Genomic DNA, 23,659 nt, shown 5'->3' with positions numbered 1-23,659 from the left:
ACCGCGTCGCGTGCGGGTCGGCTACCACTTCAACTGGCCGAGGGTGACCTCGGTCTCCCCCGGCTTCCCGTCGCGGGTGTACTCGACCTTCACCGTGGAGCCTCCCTCGTGCATTCGGATGAGCGCTGAGACGGAGGTTCCGTCGACCGCGGGCACCCCGTCAATCGCGGTGATCACGTCGCCGACGCGGAGGCCGGCCTTGTCGCCCGCCCCGCCCTTCGTGACGTCGACGAGCAGGCCGCCAGCGTGGTTCGCGTCGGCGTCCGTGTCCTGCGAGGAGTCCGCGACCGACGCACCGAGGAGGCCGTGCGAGGGCTGGTCGCCCGCGATGATGGCGTCGGCCACACGCGCGGCGAGGTTCGCGGGGATCGCGAAGCCCAGTCCGTCGCTTCCCGCGGTGCCGTTCGCACCGGCCGTCGACGCGATCGCGACGTTGACCCCGATGAGCTCGCCCTTCCCGTTGAGGAGAGCGCCTCCCGAGTTGCCGGGGTTGATCGAGGCGTCCGTCTGGATCACCGGGAGGGTGACGGTCCCGCCGCCCTGCGTCTGCTGCGGGGTCGAGCCGTCGGGCGGCCCGAAGCGGAAGTCCCAGGGGCTCGAGCCGCTGCCGCCGTCGCCCTCGCCGTCCCGCTGCGTTCCCTCCTTCGGGATGAGCGTGCTCGACACGGAGATGCCGCGGTTGAGGGCACTCACGACTCCGCTCGTCACGGTGTTCGACAGGTTCAGCGGGGCGCCGATCGCGACCGTCAAATCGCCGACGTCGACCTTGTCTGAGTTGGCCATCTTGACCGCTGGCAGATCCGTCGCGTCGACCTTCACCACCGCGATGTCGGCGTAGGGGTCGATGCCCTTCACGGATCCGTCAAGGATCCGCCCGTCACTCAGCTTCACTCGCACCGTCTGGCCCTCCGTCGCCGCCCCGTCGAGCGTGACGACGTGCGCGTTCGTGATGATGTACCCGTCCGAGCGGTAGATGACGCCGGATCCTGAGCCGCTCGCGTTCGACGACGCGACCTCGAGGGTGACGACGCTCGGGAGCGCGACCGCTGCGACGCCCGAGATCGCGGTCGCGTTCTCGGCGTTGTTCAGCGTAATCGTGCTGTTGGTGCCGCTGCCCGAGGCGGTCGAGTGCTGGCCGGCGTTTGAGGCGACGACCGCGGCGACTCCGCCGCCGACGACGCCGCCGACGAGCGCCCCGATCGCGAGGCCCGCGAGCAGCGCCCCGGTGCGGCTCTTGGGGTGGGCGCTTGCCGCATCCTGTGCGCGGCCGTCCTCGTGCGCGCGGTGCGGGTCGTGAGCGGTCTGGCCCTGCGTGGGCGCATGGGGGTATCCCGCTGCGCCGTGCTGATCCGGGAGCTGCGGGGCCTGCGGGGCCTGCGGAGCCTGCGGCTGCGAGGGTGCGTGGGACTCGTGCGGCGCGTACGCCGGCCGCTGCTGGCCGAACGCTGCGCCGGGTAGCTCCGTGGTCGGCTGTTCGCTCTGCTCGTTGAGGAACGCGGAGTTCGATGCCGCCGCCGGCTGGTGCCCTGGCTGGTGCCCCGCCTGGTGCCCGAGTGCCGGCCCCGCGACCGCACCGCCCGCATCGGCATCGGTGCTCTCTGGGTTGTGTCGCTGATCGCCTCCGCGCGGGCCGCTGCCCTGCGGAGTGCTTCCCTGCGCGCCAATTCCCAGCTCGTCGAAGCCCGATGGATCGTTGTCGGGGGTGGTGTTCATGGGGGCTCCCTTCTCGTGTGTCCAGCTTGTCGGCAGAGTCTATGAATTTGATTTGCGCCAACTGCAGAAGGTCTGCACGCCGCAGGAAACGCGCAGGCCACGCGACACATTCGGGCTCCCGAGCGGCGGGTCACGGCTGCCGGTCGCCCGGGCTCGCGCCCCTGGTCGCCGTGGGCCCACGCATGCGACCCAGGAGCAGGGCGAGCCCCGCACACGCCGGCAGAAGCGCCATCCGGACAAGCCCGGCGGCCCCGGCCGCGCCTTCGGCCCCGTCGCTTCCGGTGCGAGGGAGCCTCCGCCCAGGTGCTTCGCGAGGAGCCGTCACCGCTGCCTCAGGCACCCGAGACGCCGATGGAACCCGCTCGGCCGCTGCGCCCGCGCCGGGCTCGCCGCCGAGACCGCTCGCCACGACGACAGTGCTCTCTGCCGGGTCACCGCACCGCCCCCGGCTGACCTCGAAGCGCTGGCCTTCGGAGCGCACCCAGAGCGTTGCGACCCAGTGCACCCGCCCCACCCACTCCGGCCTCGCAATCACCGGCGGGGAAGGAATTTCCCCCGGGGCGTGCACGGCAACCGCAACGGTCTCCGCGAGGAGGTTCTCGGGCGCGCACAGGAACTCCGGCGCAGGTCCTCCCGCACCGTTGAGCCGCCGCTCCCGGAACAGCTCGAACCCCAGCTCCCAAGCCACGCCCTCCCGCGCGGGCGGCAAGCCCGCAACGCGAGCGCGGTCGCGCATCGCGTCCCCCACCGCCGCCTCGGCGTCGGCGCTCGTCGAGAGCGAGGGCAACTCGACCGCGGTCGTCTCCGCCGGATCCCCGCAGTCGCCCCGCTGCAACTCGATCCGCCCGCTCGGACCCAAAAAGCTGAGCGTCGCGACCCAGCGCAGCCCCGGCGCGTACTCAAGGTCGACGACGAACCCGGGCGACTTCAGTGGCCCAACCGCGCGCACCGGGATCTCCCCGGTCTCGAAGACGCGCTCGGCGGGTGAGCAGCGCGGAGACGGTGGCGCAGGGCTCGGGCCGTCCGTCAGCACATCCGCAACGACGAATGCCTCGAAGCGAACCGAGTACCCCGCCTCCGGCGACACAGCGCCGGTGAGGAACGCCGTGTCGCTCGCCGTCTCTCCCATCCTGATCGTCGGCGGGGCCGCGGTGTCGAGCCTCGCGCGCGGCACTACGGTCGTCGCCGAGGGTGCACCGCAGATCCCGCGGTGGACCAGGGTTTCGCTCGCCTCGATCTCCTCGACCCAGTGGATGATGCCCGGAGACCCCACACGGACGGCAGGCGAGACGATGGGGCCGGCCCCAGACAGGTCGATGCCCTCGCTCACGAAGACCGGCTGGGCCGTACAGCGCTCCTCGGGCGTCATCTCAGACAGTTCCTCGGCCGTCCAGGTGAGCACCTCGCCCGCTTGACCCACGTCCGAGTCGGCCCGGAGCACCTTCCAGCGCGCACCGTACTTCGGTTCCCCCGCCACGGGAAGCAGATAGGCGGTGAAGATCGCCTGCGCCTCGGGCTGCGGGAGGAGGGACCTGCCGAGCGCAGGGCCGAGCACCATCTCGTCGCGCATGGTTCCTCCGAGCTGCGCCTCGGGCTGCGCCCGTGACACCGCAATCGGGGGCGTGACCGCACGGCCGCCTCCCGCAGCCTCATCGACCCCAGCCGCCGGGACCGCACCCCAGAGCAGCGCTCCGGCAGCCACAGCGACCACCCCAGCGAGGAACGCCGTAACCCGGCTCCTGGCCGGGGCGCGCGACGGGCCGGGTGAGATGCGCGCGCCCCGCCGCGCTCCGCCGCCACGACACTCGCACCTGCGCACTCGTGTGTTCACTTCGCTCGCCTCCGATCCTCGCACCCGGTGGGACCGAGGGATTCGGGATCCGGGCGCTGCTGGCACGATCCTCGCGCCTCCCGACGGGCCCCGAATGAGTTCTCCACACGCCCGGGCGACCTCGATTCGCATTGCGCAGAAGCCCGTGCTAAAGTTAATTCTTGTGCCGCGGGGTGGAGCAGTTCGGTAGCTCGCCGGGCTCATAACCCGGAGGTCGTAGGTTCAAATCCTGCCCCCGCAACCAGTGCGAAAGAGGCCCTCAGCCGAGGGCCTCTTTCTTTTTCCCTGCTTCGCCGTGCGCCGCCCACCCGCGACGCGCCGAACCCGCCGCTCCCGCAGAACGAGAAGCCTGGGAGTTTCTGTCGGCCTGTGAGCGAAGATCCGCGGTTCCGCCAGTCCCCCGCCCCCCTCGCATCCCGAGCGAGATGCGCCCTGACCCGCGGACTCGCGGAGTCCTCCAGCCGCTCGGAACATGAAATCGGAACATGAGAGAGGCCCCGCAGCGCTCTCTCGAGCGCGCGGGGCCTCTCTCGTGGTGTTGCTGCGCGGGCTAGCCTGCGGCCAGCGCCTCCTCGATCGCCTTGCGGAGGCGGTCGTCGGCCTCGCCGTAGGCGGTCCAGTCGCCGCTCTTCATCGCGGCGTCGCGATCCTTCATGGCCTGATCGGCGGCCTTGAGCGAGTCGTTCAAGATCGCGCTTCCGCCGCCCTTCGAACCGCCAGACGAACCGCCCGTGCTCGCGCCGTCGCCCCCGCCCTCCGGAGGCGTTCCCGAGCCCTGGTCACCCGTGGTCACGGCGCCGCCGTCGCCGGCGCTCGCGCCCGAGTTGCCGCCGAACAGGGCGTCGAGCGAGGCGTCGAGCGTGTCCTCGAACGCGATCTTGTCGCCGAAGGCGACGAGCACCTTCTGCAGGATCGGGAAACTCGTGCCCGAGGACGCCTTCACGTAGACGGGCTGCACGTAGAGCAGGCCACCACCGACCGGCAGCGTCAGCAGGTTCCCGCTGATCACCTTGCTCTCGCCCTGACGCAGAATGTTGAGCAGCCTCGACACCTCGGAGTCGGTCGTGAAGCTGTTCTGCACCTGGCCGGGGCCCGGGATCGGGTCGCCCTTCGGGAGCGAGAGCAGCTTGAGCGTGCCGTAGTCCTCCGACACCTTGCCGTCCGTCGTGCCCGCGTTTGAGTTCGCGGCGAGGTAGCCCGTCAGAATGTCACGGGACGCCTCCCCCTCGTCGGCCGGAATGTAGGTCGAGTAAATCGAGTAGTTCGGATCAGCCTTCGCTCCGGCGGCGAGCGTGAGGTAATACGGCGGCTGCGCGAGCTTCTGCGCACCGGCAGCCGAGCTCTTCACCGGGTCGTTCGGCGTGCGCCACTTGTCCTCGGACGAGTAGAACGAGTCGGAGTCGGTCACGTGGTACTCACCGAGCATGGCGCGCTGCACCTTGAACAGATCGGTCGGGTAGCGCACGTGGCTCAGCAGGTCGCCGCTCATCTCCGAGGTGCTCTTGAGCGTGCCCGGGAAGATCTTGCCCCACGACGCGATCAGCGGGTCCTCGGTGTCCCACGCGTAGAGCGTCACCGAACCGTCGTACGCGTCGACGGTCGCCTTCACCGAGTTGCGGATGTAGTTGATCGGCTTGCCGAGCGGGTCGGTGCGCGTGCTGTCGGCATCGACCTTGAGCTCGTTCATGTCCGAGAGCTCCGAGTACGGGTAGTTCGCCGAGGTCGTGTACCCGTCGATGATCCACACGATCTTGCCGTCGACCACGGAGGCGTAGGGCGACTCGTCGATCGTAAGATACGGCGCGACCTTCTTCACACGGTCGACCGGGTTTCGGTCGTAGATGATCTGCGAGCCGTCCACGACGGCGCCGGAGAGCAGCACCTCCATGTCCTGGAACTTCAGTGCGTAGATGAGCTTCGTGAAGAGGTTCGACAGCTTCGGACCACCGTCACCCGAGAACGTCGTCATGTTCTGCTTCGCCGCCGCGTCGGTCTGCGCCGCCGCGTCGTTTGACTCCGCCGTGTCGCCCTCTGCCGAGGCCTCGGCGTTGCTCTCGGCGTCCGCCGGGAAGTCGAGCTCGATCGCCTTGTCGCGCTCCCCACCGACGATCGAGTACTTGGGCGAGTTCATGCCGAAGTACACGCGGGGCTCGAACTTGCCGAGCTTACCGCTCGTCGGGATCCCGTTCTCAAGGAACACCGGTTCGCCGCCGGCCGAGCGCTGGTTGCCATACGCCGCAACGAGGCCGTAGCCGTGCGTGTAGACGAGAGTCTTGTTGTACCAGCTCTTCTGGCCGGAGACGTCGATGTCGCGGATCGCGGAGACCGTGTCCTCCACCTTGCCGTCGATCTCGTAGCGATCGACGTTGAGTGAGTTCGGGAACTTGTAGTACTGGCGGATCTGCTCGAGCTGGGCGAAGGTCGGTGATACGACCTCTGGGTCGATGATCCTGATGTTCGCGGTCGTCGCGGCGTCGTCACGAAGCGCGCCCTGCTCGGCGTCGGTCACAGCGTCGTAGCGCTCGACCTGCACGTCATTGATCCCGTATGCCGCACGCGTGGCGTCGATATTGCGCTTGATGTACTCGGCCTCGAGGCTCTTCTCGTCGGGCTTCACCTGGAACTGCTGCACGGCCCACGGGTATCCCACCCCGATGACGATGCTCGACACGAGGAAGAGCGCCGTGCCGATCACGGGCAGGCGCCACTTGCCGGTGAACGCCGTCACGAGGAACAGGATCGCGACGAGGATCGCGATCCCCGCGAGGATCTGCTTGCCAGGGATCACGGCGTGTACGTCCTGGAACATTGCGCCGGTGCGGAGCCCCGCGTCGCCGGTCAGCGCACGGTACTGATCCAGCCACAGGCTGACGCCCTGGAGCAGCAGGTACAGGGTGGCGAGCACCGCGGCCTGGATGCGCGTCGACTTCGACACGCGAACGTCACGGCCAGAGAAGGAGATCCCACCGTAGAGGTAGCTCGTGGCAACTCCAGCGATCAGGGAGATCAGCGTCACCGCTGAGGCGAAGCCGACAATGCCCTGCAGCACGGGAAGGTCGAACAGGAAGAACGACACGTCGAAGCCGAACTGAGGGTCCGTTGTGCCCGTATCCTCACCGTTGATCCAGAGCAGCGCAGCCTGCCACTGCGTGGCCGCGCTAAAGCCGGCGAAAATGCCGATCGCAGCGGGGAGGCCCCACTTCACGAGCCTGCGGAGCGGCTCGAAGAGCTCCTGATACCGGTCGAGCTGCGCCGTGAGCCGCGCATACACGGGGCGCTTGCGATACGCAATCTCGATGGCAAGGAAGAGCGGGATCGCCATGCCGAAGAAGCCGATCAGGAACATTCCGCCAGCCGCGATCCACTGCGTCGTCAGCACGGGGAGGAAACCGAGCTGCCTGAACCACAGCACCTCGGTCATGACCGCTGACACTCCGAGGAAGGCAAGGATGAGGATCACCACCAGCACGATCGTGATCGCGAGCGGCGAGAGTCGGCGCTGACGAGCGGCCTGAGCAGATGTGTTCTGGTCGGTCACGTCGGTGTACTTTCCTGTCCGTTGTGCGCCCGAGACCGGGCGAGAGACTTACCCCAGACACCCTATCGCCCGCCCCTGACAGAACCGGGTGCCTGGCGGGCGAGGCTCGCCGCTCCCCCTAGCCCGTGGTCGCGCAGCGCTCGAGCCCGGGGGCTGCGCCGCCGGCCGCCACCGTCTCGATCGCCGAGATCGCCTCCTCGAGCGTCGCCACGGGCGCGACCACGAGCCCGTCAGGGATCTGATCCGGAACATCGACGCAGTTCCCGATCGGCATGAGGAACAGATCAGTGTCGGCGCGCGACGCGGCCCACATCTTTTGCGTCAGTCCCCCGATCGGTCCCACCTGCCCTGCGTCATTCATCGTGCCGGTGCCGCTCACCGTGAGCCCGTTCAGCATCGAGCCGGGGGTGAGCTTGTCGACGACGGCGAGCGCGAAGGTCATTCCCGCGCTCGGCCCGCCGATCTTCGACAGGCTGATGTCGACCTCGGCAGGGAGGTCGTAGGCCATCGCGATCGACGCCCCGATGACCGGCCCCGCGTTCCGCTCCCCCTCTTGGGGCGTGATCTCGACCGTGAGCTCGGCCCCGTCACGCACGACGCCGAGCGCGAGGGGCGCGCCCGCCCCCGACGCGATGATGCGTTCTCGGAGCGTCACGAAGTCCGTCGCCTCGACACCGTTCACGCTGATGACCCGGTCCCCCGGTTCGAGGACGCCGTCGGCGGGCCCGTCCTCCGTGACGTCTGCGACCGTGAGCTCGACGCCGACGTCCTGGCCGAGCTCCCGGAACGCTGCGGCGGCCGACTGCAGCTGAGAGGCGTCCATGAGTACGGTGTTCTGCGTGTCGCGGTCGTCCGTCGTCATCCCCTCGGGGAAGAACTCGCTGCGCGGCGCGATGCGCTGCGACGGGTCGAAGAGCGCGGGGAGGAGAGAGAGCCAGCTCGCGGGCCGATCCGGGGTTCCCATGATCGAAACCGTGAGCAGGTTGAGCTTCCCCTCGGTCGGGTACGTCTTCTCATCCTTGATCGAGACGACGCTGTGCTGCTCGTCCTCGATCGTGATCTTTCCCAGCGTGTCCACGACGGGACCTGGGCGTTCGACCGAGTACGGCGAGGGGATGACCGCGGCGAGCAGCACCGCGAGCGCCGCGAGGGCGGCCACGAGCAGCAGCCTCGACCGCCGGCGCTCCCGCTCCAGTTCGCTGATCATGCTGACCGATACACTCCCCTGCATCCCGGCTCGCTCCCCCTGTTCGCAGTGGGCGCAATGGAAAAACGCCTAGCGACCGCAAATGTAGCAGCCCGCGGCAGCGTGTTTGCCGTAGCGTTGATGGCAACGCAGTGAAGAGGGAGCGGCGATGAACGCGAACGGCCACGACGGCGACGAGGATCGGAACCGGAACGAGGATTTTGAGGAACTGCAGCGACTCCTGCGCGACATGCTCTCGGGCGGCCAGCCCCCCGAGGGCGGGATCGATCCCGAACAGTTCGCGAAGGCTGCGGGGATCCCGATCGACCCGAAAGCCATGCAGGGCCTCTTCAGCACGCTCCAGGGAGCGATGCGCAATCCGAGCGACGGCATCGACTGGTCGGTCACGCGCAAGACCGCGATCGAGGTCGCGAACGGGGAGCACCGCCCCGAGGATCCCGCCCCTGCGATGCGCGCCTTCCCGGTTGCCGCGCTGTGGCTCGACGAGGCGACCGAGCTCGGCCCGACCCCGGACGCCCCGCGCACGCTGACGCGGATCGAGTGGATCCAGCAGAGCGTCGACACCTGGGTCGGCCTCGCCGAGCCCGTTGCCGAGTCGATCTCGCGCGCGCTCATGGAGGCGCTGCAGACCCAGATGCCCGAGGAGCTCAGCAGCGCGCTGCAGGGCGCTGCCCCCATGCTCAAGAGCGTGGGCGGCGCGCTCTTCGCGGTGCAGCTCGGCACGATTATCGGCAAGCTCTCGGGCGAGGTCGTCTCCGCGGGAGACGTCGGGATCCCGCTCCTCTCCGGCCCGGGCCGCGAGGGCGGCGCGCTGCTGCCCGGCGGCGTCGCGGCCTTCGCCGAGGGCCTCGACCAGGACGCCGAGGCGGTGACCCTCTTCCTCGCGCTCCGCGAGCTCGCGCACGCGCGCCTGTTCAGGCACACGAAGTGGCTGCGGCTGCACCTCATGAGCGCGATCGGCGACTACGCGCGCGGGATCCGGATCGACACCGACCGCATCTCGGACCTGGCGATCGACATCGACCCGTCCGACCCGAGCAAGATCCAGGAGCTCATCTCGAACGGCGCCCTGATCCCGCCGAAGACTGAGGCGCAGGAGGCCGCGCACGAGCGACTCGAGACCATGCTCGCCCTCGTGGAGGGGTGGGTGGATGTCGTCACCGCCGATGCCGCGCAGCGGATCCCCGGCGCCGACGCGATCGCCGAGATGGTGCGCCGCCGGCGCGCCACTGGCGGGCCGGCCGAGCACGCCTTCGCTGCGCTCGCGGGACTCGAGCTGCGCCCGCGCCGGCTGCGCGACGCCGCGGCGCTGTGGCGACTCGTGGGCGAGCGAAGCGACACCGCGACCCGCGACGGCCTGTGGGCGCACCCGGACCTCCTCCCGAGCGCGGAGGAGCTCGACCACCCCGCCAGGCTGCTCGAGCGGCTCGGGCTCGCAGGGGCCTCACCCGACGCGGAGGTCGACGAGTTCGATGCCGCGCTCGCGCAGCTCCTCGACGGCGGGCTCCCGCCGCACGAGGGCGGCGAGGACGGACGCGACGGTGCGGGCGGGATCGACGGTGCAGGTGGGATCGACGGCGAGGATGGCCCCACTGAGGATCCGGGCGGGCGGCCCTCGAACTAGCGCCTGAGCTGGGGCCTCGGACCCGTTTCATCTTCCAGGGCAAGCTCGCTCACCACGCTGCGTTGCCGGGGTTCCTCCGGGCACCGAGACTTTTTCTGTGGATAACCGGCAGCGGGCCCCGCGACGGGTCAGAATCTTCGCATGAAGAGCCGCCGCATCGTCCTCGACCCGAGCCTCCCCGTCTGTTGGGAAGACGAGGACACCCTCCGTATCGGCTTCGATTCGGCGCTCGCGCGCGTCCGCTCGCCGTCCGCCGGGCATGAGCGGATGCTGGCCGCGCTCCGCTCCGGGATTCAGGAGGAGCTGCTCGAGTTCGAGGCGGAGCGCGCCGGGATCGACATCGACTCGGCGCGGGCGCTCCTCGAGCTGCTCGCTCCCGTCATGCGTGAGGCCCGTGCTGGCGTGGGCGGCGGGCGCGGCCCTGCGCCGCCTCGCCCGCCCGTCGTCGCGCACCTGGATGACGGGGGCGAGACCGTCCCGGGCCTCGCCGAAGCACTCGAGGCGTTGTCGCCCTGCGTGTTCGAGGCGGATCGCCCCGAGCGCAGGGGCGAACCCTGGCGGAACGGCGCACGGGCCCCGGATCTCGTGCTGCACGTCGAGCGTTACTTCGAGCGGCTCGAGCGCGCCCAGCGCTGGCTCATGGCCGGCGTCCCGCACCTGCTCATCCGATTCTCCGACCGTTCGGTGAGCGTCGGGCCGCTCGTGTCGGACGTGCGGGGCCCCTGCCTCACCTGCGCGACGCTCGCCCAGCTCGAGGCCGACCCCGCGTACCCGCTGCTCGCAGCGCAGCTCGCCGGCACGCGCGCGGGGACCGAGACGGTCGAGGTCGCGCGCGTCGCCGCAGTGACGGCCGACCAGTTCATCCTGCGGTGGCGCGCGGGCGAGGGAGAGTACCGCAGGCAGCGCGCCGTTCTGCCGGTGCGCGACGGCGTGGTGAGCGGCCCCGCGACCCTCGAGCGGGTCGAGCCGAACACTGAGTGCGCCTGCGTGGCGCTCGGCGATCCCTCAGCGGCCGTGCGAAGCGCCTCGGGGGGCGAGATCAGACCGCGATCCCGGCCTCGGCCACGAAGCGGGAAGGAAGCCGCTGTGTCCGCGCTCCCCCGGCCGAGCCCGACAGCCTGAGCACGTCGCGGGCGCGGGTGAACGCCACATAGCAGAGCCGGCGCTCCTCTTCGATCGCTTCCTCGTCCTCGGCGTGGATGATCGGGAGAATCCCCTCGCTCAGCCCCACGACGTGCACCATGTCCCACTCGAGGCCCTTGGCCGCGTGGATCGCGCACAGCGTGACCGCGTCGAGGGTTGGCTCGTGCTGGGTGCGTTGCCTCGCGACGAGTTCCTCCGCGAACTCCCTGATCCCGGCCCCCTCCGGCATCTCATCAACGAGGGCGAGCACCGCGCCGAGCGCCTCCCAGCGCTCGAGCTGGGCCGCACCCTCGGGCGCCTTCGCCGACCAGCCGAGCGCGCGCAGCACGTCGCTCACGATCTGGAAGAGCGGACGGTCGTCGGCCACCTTCGCCTCGCCGCGAATGAGCATGACGGCTTGGCGCACGTCGGCGCGCTCGAAGAAGCGCTGCGCGCCGTGGACGCGCGAGCTGATGGCGTGCGCCTGCAGAGCGCTCTCGAATCGCTCGGACTGCGCGTTCGTGCGGTAGAGCACCGCGATCTCCGACGCCGGGACACCGGAGCGCACTGCGGCGGCGATGGATCCCGCGACCGCTTCGGCCTCGTCGTGCTCGTTGGCAAACCACTCGAACGAGGGGGCGGCTAGCTCGGCGGCTGGCTCGGCGGCGTCGCGGCGCGCGGCGCTCAGGGTGAGGGCGCCCGGGCGGTCGCGCATCAGACGGTTCGCGAGGCGAACGACGGGCTCGACGGAGCGATAGTTTCGCTCGAGCCTGATCTGCCTGGCGTGCGGGTACCGAGCACCGAAGCGAAGCAGGTACGAGCTCGAGGCGCCCGCGAACGAGTAGATGGTCTGGCTCGCGTCGCCGACGACGCAGACGTCGTCCCGGTCGCCGAGCCACACGCTGAGCAGGGAGTGCTGGAGCGGGGAGACGTCCTGAAACTCGTCGACTGTGAAGAAGCGGTACTGCTCGCGCACCTGCAGCGCGACGCGCGGCTCGGCCTCGAGCATGCCCGTGAGCAGCACGAGCACGTCCTCGAAGTCGATCTGCCTCCGCTCCTCGAGAATCCCGGCGTAGCGCGCGTGCAGTTCGACGAGTTGCTCGGGGGTGAGACCGCTCGGGATGGGGCGATCGTCGAGCCGCTCCGCGTAGGCGTCAATCCCGAGCATCGAGGTCTTGCGCCACTCGATCTCGGAGGCGACATCTCGCAGCGCCTCGCCGCCGAGCCTGAGCCCCATTCCCTCGACGGCCTGCGACACCACGGAGACCTTGCCGGGCAGCATCTGCGGAGCTGCTCCCCCGACGACCTGCGGCCAGAAGTGCGAGAGCTGGGCGAGGGCGGCGCCGTGAAAGGTGCGGGCGCGCACGCCCTCGGCGCCCAGCGCGCGGAGACGACCCTGGAGCTCTCCGGCTGCCTTCCGCGTGAAGGTCACCGCGAGCACCCGCTCGGGCGCATAGACCCCGCTCCGCACCCCGTAGGCGATCCGGTGCGTGATCGCGCGCGTCTTACCGGTGCCCGCGCCAGCGAGCACGGAGACCGGCCCGCGCAGGCTCTCCGCGATCTCTCGCTGCTCCGGGTCGAGCCCGGCGAGCACCCCCTCGGCGTCACTCGCCACGGGCCGCACCTCCCAGCTCACCGGCGACCCAGCGATCGATGAGCCACCTGGCGATCGAGAGCGACATCGGCAGACGGAGGCCGGGATCCGGATCCCGAAGCTCCTCGCGGGTGAACCAGCGCAGCTCGGAAATCTCCTCAGGATCGGGGTGCAGGGCCTCCGGATCGACGCCGTCGGCGAGCTCGGCGCGGAAGCCCAGCATGAGTGAGCGCGGAAACGGCCACGGTTGCGAGGTGACGTACTCGATCCTGCCGAGGCGCACCCCCGACTCCTCGAACACCTCGCGCGCGACCGCCTGCTCGAGCGACTCGCCGGCCTCGACGAAGCCCGCGAGCAGGGAAAAGCGCCCGGCTTCCCAGAGTGCGTTCGAGCCGAGCAGGATCCGGTCGCCGTGCTCGATGAGCACGATGACCGCGGGGTCGGTGCGCGGGAAGAGCTCGGCGCCGTGCGCGTCCCTGCGCGCCCACCCCGCCTGCATCGGCTCGGTCGCGCCGCCGTCGCGCGGCGAGAACCCGGCGGCCTCGTGCCAGCGCGCGAGCGCCGCGGCGACCGAGACGAGCTCTCGTTCGGTGTCGTCGAGGAGTTCCCCTGCCTCGAAGGGATGAATCCAGGCGGTCGAGTGAGGAAGCTGCGAGCCCTGCGCGACGCTGGCTCCCGCCTCCGCGTCGGCGCCATCCGCGTCGTCGAGCACGGCGAACACCGGCCCCCGCGGCGTTCGCCCGAGATACAGGGTCCGCGCCCGGCCCCGGTCGTCGGCGAGCACGAGCTCCCCCGAGCTCGGCACGAGCGCGAGGGTCCCGTCTTCCGCGCTCGAGCCCGCGAGAACCGGAATCTCCGCACCGCGCACGAGAAGCACCCGCGCGGCAGGATCCTGCCACGCTGCCCGCAGCAGCCCCTCGTCGCCTCGCGTCGCGGCATCCCGGTCGAGTGCGCCTCGCGAGAGTGGTGGCCGCTCCGAATTCACGACTTCTCCTAACTGATTGGGCCTGACTCATCGGTGTGGGAGCCCGCGGATCAGGCAGATCCCCGCGGGACTTCGCCGCCGAGTGCACTCTGGTGCGCGTGGCGCGGCTCCGACGGCCCCGCGGGTGCCTACGCTGAGTGCATGGCCAGCATCCCATTCACTCTAGCCGCGCTCGCGACCTCGGCCGTGCCCGAGCTCATCGTCTTCGGAGTTCGCGCACACGAAGAGGACGACAGCTACGTGTCTGCCGTCGTCATCGGCGAAGAGGAGGAGCTGCTCGTCAGGATCCCGCGCACCCAAGCTGCCGAGGTGCAGCAGTCGGGCGAGCTGCTCGGACTCGCCGCGCTCACCGCAGGACCGAGGAGCGAACTCCCGTTCGCGGTGCCGCTCGCGCTCGGCATGACCCGAGCAGGCGACACCCGCGCCGTCGTCACGACGCATCTCCCCGGAGAGGTCTTCGACGCCGAGGATCTGGAGGAGGACGCGATCCTTATCGAGCCGATCGCGCAGGCGATCGCCGCGATCCACGCGCTCCCGCATTCCGTCGCGCAACAGGGCGGCTTGCCCGTGCGCAGTTCGCAGGATCTGCGCCTCCTCGCGACGCGACTCATCGACCGCGCCGAGTCGACGAGGCTCGTGCCCGAGACCGTGCTGCGGCGCTGGGAACGCATCGTCGAGAGCGCTGAGATCTGGGATTTTGCTCCCACAATGGTGCACGGGTCGCTCGACTCCGAGCAGCTGCGCATCGAGAACGACGAGATCACCGGCGTCGTCGGCTGGTCCGAGCTATCGATCGGCGACCCCGCTTCAGATCTCGCCTGGCTCCTCTCGGCGGGGCAGGACGTGCTCGACTCCGTGCTCGCCCGCTATGCGAAGCATCGCAGCGCCGGATCGATCTCGACGCTCCGCACGAGGGCCGCCCTGTACCACGAGCTGGAGGTGGCCAGGTGGCTGCTGCACGGAACCGAGTCGCACGATCAGACCGTCATCGATGACGCCGTCGGCATGCTTGACCGAATGGTGGGCGGTTCGGGGCCGCTCGGCGCGGCCTTCGCCTCGTCCACGAATCGCGAGCCGCTCTCGGAGAGCGAGGTGAGCGCGCTGCTCGACGAGACCCCCGAGGTCACGGATCTCCTCTCGGACACCGCCGCCTACGAGGCGCTCGACGAGGACCGCATGTTCGGCGTCGACACCGATTTCATCGAACCGCTGCCGAAGAAGGATGCGGGAGACGAGGATGCGGGAGACGAGGATGCCGCGGGCGATGCTGAATCGCCGCATGCCGCGGACACCCCCACGGAGACCGCGGCCGACGAGCAGCTCACCGAGCCGATCGATCCCGACGAGTTGCCCGAGCCGAAGCGCCGCTGACCCTGATCGCCGCGTCGCTCACGCGCTCGGCGGCCTGCTCCCAGATCCGCTCGAGCTCGGCGAGGCTCCGCGGCGTGCCGCCGCGAAGCTCCTCCCCCTCGGCGACGTAGAACAGCGACACGTCGATCCGCTCGGGATCGATCCCGGCCCACTGCGCGTACGCGTGCCGGTAGAGGTCGAGCTGGAAGAAGCGGCTCTCGCGCTCGGCTTCGGTGCGCGGCGGGCGACCGGCCTTCCAATCGATGACCTCGTAGCGGTCCTCCGCGCCGGCTGCGCCCCCGTCGGCACCGGCGCGGCTCTCGGCCGGGATCCGGTAGACGGCGTCGAGCTTGCAGACGAGGGTGCGCCCCGCAAACGGCAGGGTCACCTCCTGCTCGACCGCGATCGGCTGCAGCTCCGCCCAGCGCGAGGCCTCGAAGTTCTCGATGAGCGGTTGCAGCTCGGCCTCGGCGTCGAACGCCGCCCCGTCGGAGTCCCACTCGCCCGCGTCGAGACCGACGAGCGGGAGGGCGCGCCCGGCCGCGGTCGACGACCTGCGCTCCACCCACTCGTGGAAGCGGTTGCCGACGCGGGTCCGCCGGAACGGCCGCGTCGGCACGGGTCGCAGCCGACGCCGCTCCGCCGCGACCGGGTCCTCCACGAACTCGTGGAACGCCGAGGCCGTGATGCGCTCGGCGAGCGCAGGATTCCGCCGCGCGTCGGCCGATCCGGCGGCCGCGGGCCCCCGCGGCTCACCGAGTTGCGCCCGGCGCTCGGCAATGAGGAGTCGCACGACCTCGTCCGGCTCGGCACCCGCGAGGAGACCGGGATCCGCGATGGCCGCCCGCAGCCGGTCAGCTGCCGCGAGCACTCGCTCGGCGCGCGCGCCGAGCGGGTCGAGCGGCCAGCGCAGCGTCAACTCCTCGACCTCGCTCGGGTCCTCGGTGAACTCCGAGTCCTCGGGCACCCCCGCGACGACGCCGGCTGCGGCCAGCTCCCCGAGGAAGGGAGAGGGCGTGCGTGCCTTCACCTGTCCGCCCCAGAACGAGCCGGTGAGCAGCAGCCGTTCCGCGGACCGCGTGATCGCGACGTAGGCGAGGCGCCGTTCCTCCTCCGCGTGACGGTCTTTGAGTTCCCGCGTGTACTCGGTGATTCGGTCGCGCAGCTCCTTCTGGGTGTCGGCGAGCCGCCAGTCGAGCCGCGGCCGCGCCGACGCGTCGCCGCGCAGCTCGTCGGGCAGCGCGCCAGCGCGCAGCCAGCCCGTACCGGACTTCGAGGAGCCGGGGAACTCGCCCGTCACGAGCCGCGGGATCGCGACGAGGTCCCACTCGAGGCCCTTCGACCCGTGCGTCGTGATGAGCTGCACCGTGCCGGGCACGGGTTCGGGGACGTGCTCGGCAGCGGCATCGTCCTCGGTGGCGCGCTCGATCCATTCGAGCAGCGAGGCGAGCGTGCCCCGGGTGTCGATCGCGAGGAATCCCTCGACGAGTTCTCCGAAGCGGTCGAGATTCGCGTGCGCCGCAGCGCCGCCCGCGGGCGAGCGCGCCTCGTTGGCGTCGAGCTCGATGTCGAGCCGGAGTGCCTGCACCGTGGCCGAAATCAGGTCGCTGATGCCGCCTCCCACGTGCTGCCGGAGCTCGGCGAGCATGCGCCCGGCCTCCCGCAGGCGCTCCCTCCCGGTCTCGCTCACGCCGGCGAGGGCGCGGTGGTCGAGGTCGCGCAGCTCGGCGATCCGGTCGAGCGCGTCGATGAGGGTCACCCGGCGATCCGGATCCGGCAGCACGCTGTCAGCCTCGCGGTCCTCCTCGCTGAGGGGACGCATGGTCACGTCACGCTCCGAGAACCAGCGGGCCGCGGAGCGCAGCCCCGCAAGGTCGGCGACTCCGAGCGCGAAGCGCGGGCCGCTCAGGATCCGGATCAGCTCGCCGCCCGCATCCGCGTACCAGACGCACCTCAGCGTCGAGACGAGGTCGGTGACCTCGGGGGTCGAGAGCAGCCCGCCGAGCCCCACAATGCGGTTCGGCACGCCGGCGTCGCTGAGCGCGGCCGAGAACGCCGCCATCGCGGACCTCGTGCGGAAGATCACGGCGGCGGTCGGGAGCTCGCCGTGCTCGGCCAGGTGCTGGGCCCTCGCGTCGCGCATCCACTCGGCCACGGTGAGCCGCTCCTCGTGCACCGTCTCGGGATACGCCCACTCCACCGTGCCCGTTCCCGCGCCCGGTCGCGGGGCGAGCTCTGGCACGGGGACGGCCGAGTCCGCTACGAGCGGCGCCGCGACGGCGTTAGCGGCGCGGAGCACCTCCGAGGGGTTGCGCCAGCTCGTCGACAGCGTCAGCGTCACCTCTGGGGCCCTCTGCCGCCCTCGCCCCCGAAAGTCCTGGTGGAACGACTGCAGGCCCTCTGCGGAGGCCCCGCGCCACCCGTAGATGGACTGGTGCGGGTCGCCGACGGCCATGACCGCGGACCCCGCAAAGATCATCGAGAGGAAACGGGTCTGGCCGACCGAGGTGTCCTGCACCTCGTCGAGCAGGATCGCGCGATGCCTACGCCTGAGCGCGGCGACCGCCTCGGGCGAGGCCTCGAGCGCGCGGGTCGCGAAAGCGAGCTGGTCCGAGAACTCGATCACACCTCGCCGCTGCTTCTCCTCGGCGTAGGCGCGGGCGAGCCGGGTCACGAGCGGGGTCTCCGCGAGCGCCGCGACGGCGTCCCTGACCGCGGCGTAGACCTTGCCGCTCGGCTGCTTGACGCCGTCGCGCTCCTTCGCGTCGTACGGCAGCCGGTCGACCCGCGAGAACTCCCGCACGATCTGGTCGACGCGGTCGAATGAGGTCAGGTTGTCCGCGACCGCGTGGTCGAGGTCGATCACACGCCGGATCAGGGTCGTCAGTGGGGTGTCGTTCGCCGCGAGCTCCGGATCGCGGCTCGCGAGCAGCACCTCGCGAGCAATCCGCCAGGCCGTAGCCTCGTCGATCACGGCGGCGCCGGGCGCGACACCCGCCGCGATCCCGAACTCCTGGAGCACCCCCGAGGCGAACGCGTTGTACGTGCTCACCTCGGGGGTCTCGAGCCCGTCGCCGAGCAGGTCACGCAGCTCGGACGCGCGCGCCAGCTCCGCCTCGGAGAGCTCGCCGCGTTCGGCCGCGAGGCCGAGACGCTCGACGAACACCTCGAGGCGACCGGTGATGCGCTCTCGGAGCTCCCCGGCTGCCTTCCGGGTGAAGGTGAGCCCGAGCACCGCATCGGGTGCGACGAGCCCGTTCGCGACGAGCCACACGACGCGGTTCGCCATGGTCTCAGTCTTTCCGCTGCCCGCCCCGGCGACGACGAGCGTGCTGCCCGCGAGCTCGTGCTCGATCACGGCGCGCTGCTCCCCCGTCGGGACGAGCGCCGGCTTCGGCGGCACCGCCAGGATCTCGGCGATCCGCTCGGCGCTGAACACCGGACTCTGCTGGGCCTGCTCGCTCACGCGTGACTCACCGCCTCGATGATGTGGAGCCTGCATGACCCCGGCTGGTGCGAGTCGGAGCAGTGGTGCTCGACGCGCGCCGTGAATTCACCCGCGGCCATGACCCGTGCAATCTCGGCCACCCGCGCGATCAGCCCGTCGCGCGCCTCGTCCGAGATGGGGGCCTGCCCGAGCTCGAAAAACTCGGCCTTCTTCGTGGCCCCCGGGTGCACGTAGAGGAGGCGGGCGCCTCCGCTCACCGCGGGCTCGGCGCGCTGTGCGTCCTCGGCTCCCCCGGGTTCTTCTTGCCCATCAGGCCCCTCAGGTGGCGAAAACGCCCCCATGAGCACGCCGAGCTGGTAGGCCTGCAGCTGCGCGTGGGCCTCCACCTTCGGCATGCTCGGCGGCGTCTTCCCCGTCTTCAGATCCAGCACCGTCACCTCTTCCCTGCCGTCGGCCATGCGCCGGCTCTCCAGCCGGTCCGCGACGCCGCGCAGCACGGCCCGCTCGATCGGGATCCGGAACGCCGCCTCCCGCCCGACGAGCGTTCGATCCGACGCCTCGAACTCGCGCAGGTAGGCGGCGAGCCCCCGGGTCATGGACTCGGCGAGCCGCCTCGCGCGCTCGGACTCCCACTCCGCCTCGAACGGCAGCTTCTCCCACTCGGCCATGACGGCGGCGAGCAGCCGCTCCGGATCCGCGTCCTCTGCCGTCTCGAGCGCGTGGTGCACGAGCGTGCCGAGGCTGGCCTGCACGCTTCCCGTGCCGCCACCGAGGCTCGAGATTGCCCAGTTGAGCGGGCAGTCCTCAGCGGTTTCGAGCTGCGAGGGGCTCACCGATACCGTCGCCTCCGGATCGCCGTCGAGATCGACGAGCGGCGCGACGGTGCTCGGCGGGCGCACGCCGTACCAGTCGTCGGGGGCAGCGCCGGGCACGCCCTCCGCGGCGAGCGCGACGAGCGCGGCGAGCGCCTGCGCAGTCGCGGCGGTCTCGGCGGTCTCGGCGCCGCCGTGCTCACCTGTGCTGCCCTGCCCACCGGCACCGACGAGCTCGCGGCGGGCCGCCGCGGTCGCCCCGCGCAGCGTTAGCCGGGCGCTCGGCAGCCCCTCGCGCCGAAACTCCCTGCCGAGGCCGAAGAAGGAGCTCGGGTGCTCGTCGTCGTCCGCGACGGCGACGGCGAGCAGCTCGCTGCGCGCACGCGACGCGCTCTGCACGAGCAGGCGCAGCTCGTCGTGGAGCGTGTCCCGGCGCGACGGCGGGAGCGCCTCTCCGCCCTGCAGCCAGCGTTCCAGGGCCGCCGTGCCGAGCAGGGATCCGCGCGCGCGGAGGTTCGGCCAGCCGCCGTCCTGCAGGCCGGTGATGGCCACGATCCCGAACTCGCGGCCGATCGTGCCCTGCGGCGTCGTCACCGTCACGGCCGAGCCGCCGCCGCGCTGCGCGAGCGTGTCCTCGGGGACCGTGCTCGTGAGCAGCTCGTCGAGGAGCTCCGCGATGGGTTGCTCGCTGTCCTGTTCCTCGTGCCTCTGCAGCGCGAAGAAGAGCCCGAGCACGGCGTCGAGCGAGCGGTTCGCCTCGTCGGCCCGGGATCCCCTGCCGGCCAGTGCCTCGTCCTGCCAGCGGGAGGCGAGCCCCGTGCGGTCCCAGATCGCCCAGAGCGTCTCGCGCGCGGTGCCGCCCGCGCCGTGCACCTTCAGGCCCTCGCTCGCGACGATCCCGACCCTGCGCAGCGCCCGCCCGCCAGGGCTGTCGATGACGGCCTCCGCCCCCGGGAACGCGAAGGCCTCCGCGATCACCGCGTCGATCGGCGCGGTCTCGCGCGCCTCCGCCCGCGCCTCCCGGCGCTCCTGCAGCAGCAGCGCGCCCCGCAGCCGGCGCACGGCCACCGGGTCAAGCCCGCCGACCACGCCCCCGAGCAGCCTGAGCACTCCGTCGGCGTCGAGCGGCGCGATCCCGAGCGCGTGCCGGAGCAGCGCGATGAGCTCCGAGACGATCTGGTGCTCCCGCAGCACAATGCCGCCCGCTGCGACGCCGCTCGGCACCTGATGCCCGGCGAGGAGGCGCGCGATCCGAGCCGCCTCGCCGCGGCTGCGACAGATCACCGCCATCTCAGACCACTCCACGGGCGTCTCGCCCCCGAGTCCGAGCCTGCGCGCCCGCAGGCGGTGGGCGATCATGCCGATCTGCTCGGCAGAGGAGGAGGCGACCGCGAACTGCACCGGATCCGGCGCCGCGTCCGCGGCGGCCCGTGCGGCGGGCTCGGCGCCGACACCAACTTTCGCGGCACGCTGGGCGCCGACGCCGGCCGAGCCGATGCGCGCCGACAGGGCGGACACGAAACCTCGAATCTCCTCGCCGTGGCGGTGCACCGTCGCGAGCACGAGCGCCTGCTCGTCACCCGCGCTCCCCGCCGCGCGTGCCGACCCTGGGGCCTTGCGGTCGAGCTCGGTCGTAACCCCCGCGAGCACGCGCGTCCGCTCGCCGTGGAAGGCGGCCGTCGCCGTGTCCGGATCGCCAAACACCCAGATCGCGCTGCCCACGCGCGCGCACGCCGCGAGCAGCGCGAGCTCGCCCTCACCCAGCTCCTGCGCGTCGTCGACGAGGACCGTGCGCGGCAAGCGGAGCGCGGCTGCCTCGCCGACGGCGCCCTCGGCGAGCACCGTCTCCGACGCCCTCCGGAGCAGCGCGCTCGAGCTGAGCTCCACGGGTCGCTCTCGCGCAATGCGCGCGGCCACGACCTCGATGAGGCGCAGGCCTGCGAGCCAGCGCTCCGCAAGCTCGGGCGCGGGGCCGCCGCCGTGCCGGTCTCGCTCCGCGGATCCGGGGCCGAGCGAGGCGAGCTCCGCAGCGAGCTCCGCCGGCTCCCTCCCAAAGTCGTCGCAGACCCGCCAAAGCTCGCGTAGCTCGGCTCGGAACGCCTGGCTCATCAGGATCTCCGGGCTGAGTCCCGCGGGTGAGCCAGCTCCCGAGGCGAGGAATTCCTCGACGACGGCGGCGATCGCCTCATCCTGCACCGTTCCCGTGAGCAGCCTCGGAGCTTCTCGACCCGCGAGCGCGCTCGACCGGGCGAGCACCGAGAACGCGAGCGAGGCGGCCGTACGCACCGGCGTGCCGCCGATCGCGCGCCCGGCCGCCCGCTCAACGCGCGCCCGCAGGCTCGCGGACACGAGCCGGCTCGGCGCGAGCACGAGCACATCCTCCTCGCCCCAGCCATCACGCCCAAGAAGCTCCCCGAACAGGGCGGCGATCAGCGTCGTCTTCCCCGTTCCCGGGGCGCCCAGGATCCGCGCGTGGCGGGTCGGATCCAGCCCGAAGGCGAGCTGCTGCGAGGGGTCGAAGGTGAGCATGTGCTCAGCCTAGTGAGGACCACTGACACTGATGCGCTGACGGCGAACGAGGCGCCAAACGCCGCCGCCAGCGCGCGCCGCGGGCCTAGACTCGGAATCAGTTGTTCCCGCGGCGACCGGCCGCGACATTCGAGGAGGCACCCGTGGAAGTTCGCATCGGCATCAAGCATTCGCCCCGAGAGCTCGCGTTCGAGTCGGACGCGTCGGCGGAGGAGCTCCGCACGCTCGTCGAGGACGCGATCGTGAAGGCCACCCCCCTCCTCTCGCTGAGCGACGCGAAGGGCCGGCGCTACCTCGTGAGCACCGAGTCCATCACCTACGTCGAGCTGGGCGGCGAGGGCGAGCGCAAGGTCGGCTTCATCAGCTAGTTCGGCATCGGGGCGGCGGGCGCAGGGCGCTGCGCCCGCCGGGAGATCTGCACTCAGCTCGACCAGCGGCCCAAATTCTTGCAATTACACGCAGAAGTCTCAGGGAGCGCGACCACCCCTAGTGGCTGAGCGAACGGAGCTCGTCGCGCACGGCGTCGAGGAGCCCTGAGGCGGCCTCCTGCTTCGTGCCGGTGATCTGGGCAACCACGCTTCCGTCGGCGTCGAGCACGAGCACCGAGTTCGCGTCTGACTCGAAGCCCTCGCTCCACCCGACCGCGTTCACGGCGAGCAGGTCGACGCCCTTCCGCGCGAGCTTGCGGCGGCCGCGCTCGAGCAGTTCCTCCTGGCTCTCGACCGTCTCGGCGGCGAAGCCCACGATCACCTGGCCGGGCCGGCGCTCGTGCACGAGCCCGACGAGGATGTCGGGGTTCTCGACGAGCGTGAGCGTCGGCGCCGCGCCGTCCTCCTTGCGGATCTTCGCGTCAGACACTTCCGCCACGCGGTAGTCCGCGACGGCGGCCGCCATCACGATCGCCTCGGCGCCGGGCGCGGCCGCGGTCGCGGCCTGCTCGAGCTCCGCGGTCGAGCCGATCGGGATGATTCGGATCCCGGGCAGCCTGCGCGCGAGCGCGAGCACGGACTCGTCGATGTTCGCGGCGAGCAGCACCACCTTCGCCCCGCGCTGCGCGGCGGCGACGGCCACGGCGACCCCCTGCTTGCCACTCGAGCGGTTGCCGATGAAGCGCACGGGGTCGATCGGCTCGCGCGTTCCGCCCGCGGTCACGAGCATCCGGATCCCCGAAAGATCGCTCGCGACCGGGATCTCCTCCGAGTCGGGCGCCCCGGCGTGCCAGTGCTCGGACGCCACCGTGCCGGTCTCGGAGACGGCGGGGTCGTCGGCCCCGATGCCCGAACCCACCACGCCGGAATCCCCGATGCCGGAATCAGCGAGCGGATCCGGATCCGGAGCCGCCCCAGCAAGCTCACCCGCCGGCGCCTCGATCCCGAGCATCTCCCTGATGCGGGCGTGGATCTCGGCGGGCTCGCTCATGCGGCCCGGGCCGCTGTCGTCGCCCGTGAGCCTGCCGCGCTCCGGGCCCTGGAACGCGACGCCGCGGGCGCGCAGGATCGCGACGTTGTCCTGGGTCGCGGGGTGCTCCCACATCTCAGTGTGCATGGCCGGCGCCACGAGCACGGGCGCCTTCGTCGCGAGGAGCGTCGTTCCGAGCAGGTCGTCGGCGAGCCCGGCCGTCATGCGCGCGAGGGTATTCGCGGTCGCCGGGGCGACGACCACGAGGTCGGCGCGCTGCCCGAGCGCGACGTGGCGCACCTCGGGCACGTCCTCGTGCACGGACGTCGTCACCGGGTTCCTGCTGATCGCCTCCCACGTCGGCTTGCCGACGAAGCGCAGCGCGTCCTCGGTGGGCACGACGTGCACCTCGTGCCCCTCCTCGACGAGGGAACGCGCGAGCAGGACGGCCTTGTACGCGGCGATTCCGCCGGTCACTCCCAGAACGATGTTCACGCCCCCATCTTCG

At 71.3% G+C, this 23,659-nt stretch carries 13 protein-coding genes and 1 tRNA gene; 5 read left to right on the top strand and 9 right to left on the bottom strand.

What is annotated here, in order from left to right; all coding sequences use genetic code 11:
* Positions 1 to 21: 21 nt before the first annotated feature.
* Positions 22 to 1,713, bottom strand: coding sequence for a S1C family serine protease (locus ACOPJ3_RS07605; RefSeq protein WP_427868594.1), 1,692 nt, complete (start codon positions 1,711 to 1,713; stop codon positions 22 to 24).
* A 130-nt stretch (positions 1,714 to 1,843) separates the two neighbouring features.
* Positions 1,844 to 3,415, bottom strand: a complete 1,572-nt coding sequence (locus tag ACOPJ3_RS07600; protein WP_427868593.1) for a hypothetical protein — start codon at positions 3,413 to 3,415, stop codon at positions 1,844 to 1,846.
* Between the two features lie 296 nt (positions 3,416 to 3,711).
* Here ACOPJ3_RS07600 and ACOPJ3_RS07595 point away from each other — a divergent pair.
* Positions 3,712 to 3,788: transfer RNA gene (locus ACOPJ3_RS07595), tRNA-Met, on the top strand.
* A 306-nt stretch (positions 3,789 to 4,094) separates the two neighbouring features.
* Here the strand turns inward: ACOPJ3_RS07595 and ACOPJ3_RS07590 are convergent.
* Both ACOPJ3_RS07590 and ACOPJ3_RS07585 read right to left on the bottom strand, forming a co-directional pair.
* Positions 4,095 to 7,082 carry a UPF0182 family protein gene (locus tag ACOPJ3_RS07590; protein WP_427868592.1) on the bottom strand — a complete coding sequence of 996 codons (2,988 nt, stop codon included), beginning with the start codon at positions 7,080 to 7,082 and terminating at the stop codon, positions 4,095 to 4,097.
* Between the two features lie 118 nt (positions 7,083 to 7,200).
* A complete protein-coding gene (locus tag ACOPJ3_RS07585; RefSeq protein ID WP_427868591.1) occupies positions 7,201 to 8,289 on the bottom strand; it encodes a YlbL family protein in 1,089 nt (362 codons plus the stop codon).
* A gap of 148 nt (positions 8,290 to 8,437) precedes the next feature.
* Here ACOPJ3_RS07585 and ACOPJ3_RS07580 point away from each other — a divergent pair, with 148 nt between their 5' ends.
* Complete coding sequence (locus ACOPJ3_RS07580; RefSeq protein ID WP_427868590.1) at positions 8,438 to 9,913, top strand: zinc-dependent metalloprotease; 1,476 nt, start codon at positions 8,438 to 8,440, stop codon at positions 9,911 to 9,913.
* A gap of 141 nt (positions 9,914 to 10,054) precedes the next feature.
* On the top strand, positions 10,055 to 11,035 hold the full coding sequence (locus ACOPJ3_RS07575) for a hypothetical protein (RefSeq protein ID WP_427868589.1): 981 nt from the start codon (positions 10,055 to 10,057) through the stop codon (positions 11,033 to 11,035).
* Here the strand turns inward: ACOPJ3_RS07575 and ACOPJ3_RS07570 are convergent.
* Together ACOPJ3_RS07570 and nudC are read right to left on the bottom strand one after the other, a co-directional pair.
* A complete protein-coding gene (locus ACOPJ3_RS07570) occupies positions 10,953 to 12,650 on the bottom strand; it encodes an ATP-dependent helicase (protein ID WP_427868588.1) in 1,698 nt (565 codons plus the stop codon). The genes ACOPJ3_RS07575 and ACOPJ3_RS07570 overlap by 83 nt on opposite strands.
* A complete protein-coding gene (gene nudC, locus ACOPJ3_RS07565) occupies positions 12,640 to 13,614 on the bottom strand; it encodes an NAD(+) diphosphatase (RefSeq protein WP_427868587.1) in 975 nt (324 codons plus the stop codon). Before nudC ends, ACOPJ3_RS07570 begins: the two co-directional genes overlap by 11 nt.
* A gap of 141 nt (positions 13,615 to 13,755) precedes the next feature.
* Here nudC and ACOPJ3_RS07560 point away from each other — a divergent pair, with 141 nt between their 5' ends.
* Positions 13,756 to 14,985, top strand: a complete 1,230-nt coding sequence (locus tag ACOPJ3_RS07560) for a phosphotransferase (RefSeq protein ID WP_427868586.1) — start codon at positions 13,756 to 13,758, stop codon at positions 14,983 to 14,985.
* Here the strand turns inward: ACOPJ3_RS07560 and ACOPJ3_RS07555 are convergent.
* Together ACOPJ3_RS07555 and ACOPJ3_RS07550 are read right to left on the bottom strand one after the other, a co-directional pair.
* Positions 14,936 to 18,430, bottom strand: coding sequence for an ATP-dependent DNA helicase (locus ACOPJ3_RS07555; RefSeq protein WP_427868585.1), 3,495 nt, complete (start codon positions 18,428 to 18,430; stop codon positions 14,936 to 14,938). The genes ACOPJ3_RS07560 and ACOPJ3_RS07555 overlap by 50 nt on opposite strands.
* Entirely contained in the window at positions 18,427 to 21,753 is a 3,327-nt protein-coding gene (locus ACOPJ3_RS07550) for a PD-(D/E)XK nuclease family protein (protein WP_427868584.1), read from the bottom strand. Before ACOPJ3_RS07550 ends, ACOPJ3_RS07555 begins: the two co-directional genes overlap by 4 nt.
* A 143-nt stretch (positions 21,754 to 21,896) precedes the next feature.
* On the opposite strand from ACOPJ3_RS07550, the gene ACOPJ3_RS07545 reads away from it, so the two are divergent.
* Complete coding sequence (locus ACOPJ3_RS07545) at positions 21,897 to 22,121, top strand: DUF3107 domain-containing protein (protein ID WP_427868583.1); 225 nt, start codon at positions 21,897 to 21,899, stop codon at positions 22,119 to 22,121.
* A 118-nt stretch (positions 22,122 to 22,239) separates the two neighbouring features.
* On the opposite strand, the gene ACOPJ3_RS07540 is transcribed toward ACOPJ3_RS07545, so the two are convergent.
* Positions 22,240 to 23,646 (bottom strand): bifunctional phosphopantothenoylcysteine decarboxylase/phosphopantothenate synthase, encoded by a 1,407-nt coding sequence (locus ACOPJ3_RS07540; protein ID WP_427868582.1) that lies wholly within the window; start codon positions 23,644 to 23,646, stop codon positions 22,240 to 22,242.
* Between the last annotated feature and the right edge of the window lie 13 nt (positions 23,647 to 23,659).

It is taken from the genome of Leucobacter luti (genome assembly GCF_050310065.1).
GTDB classification, from domain to species: domain Bacteria; phylum Actinomycetota; class Actinomycetes; order Actinomycetales; family Microbacteriaceae; genus Leucobacter; species Leucobacter luti_B.
Note: the sequence above shows the minus strand (reverse complement) of the source record. Positions and strands in the feature narration are given on the sequence as shown.

Bases quoted from the DNA above. Each gene is read 5' to 3' on its own strand.
- ACOPJ3_RS07605 (WP_427868594.1), bottom strand. From the start codon at position 1,713: ATGAACACCACCCCCGACAACGATCCATCGGGCTTCGACGAGCTGGGA.
- ACOPJ3_RS07585 (WP_427868591.1), bottom strand. From the start codon at position 8,289: ATGATCAGCGAACTGGAGCGGGAGCGCCGGCGGTCGAGGCTGCTGCTC.
- ACOPJ3_RS07580 (WP_427868590.1), top strand. From the start codon at position 8,438: ATGAACGCGAACGGCCACGACGGCGACGAGGATCGGAACCGGAACGAG.
- ACOPJ3_RS07575 (WP_427868589.1), top strand. From the start codon at position 10,055: ATGAAGAGCCGCCGCATCGTCCTCGACCCGAGCCTCCCCGTCTGTTGG.
- ACOPJ3_RS07560 (WP_427868586.1), top strand. From the start codon at position 13,756: ATGGCCAGCATCCCATTCACTCTAGCCGCGCTCGCGACCTCGGCCGTG.
- ACOPJ3_RS07550 (WP_427868584.1), bottom strand. From the start codon at position 21,753: ATGCTCACCTTCGACCCCTCGCAGCAGCTCGCCTTCGGGCTGGATCCG.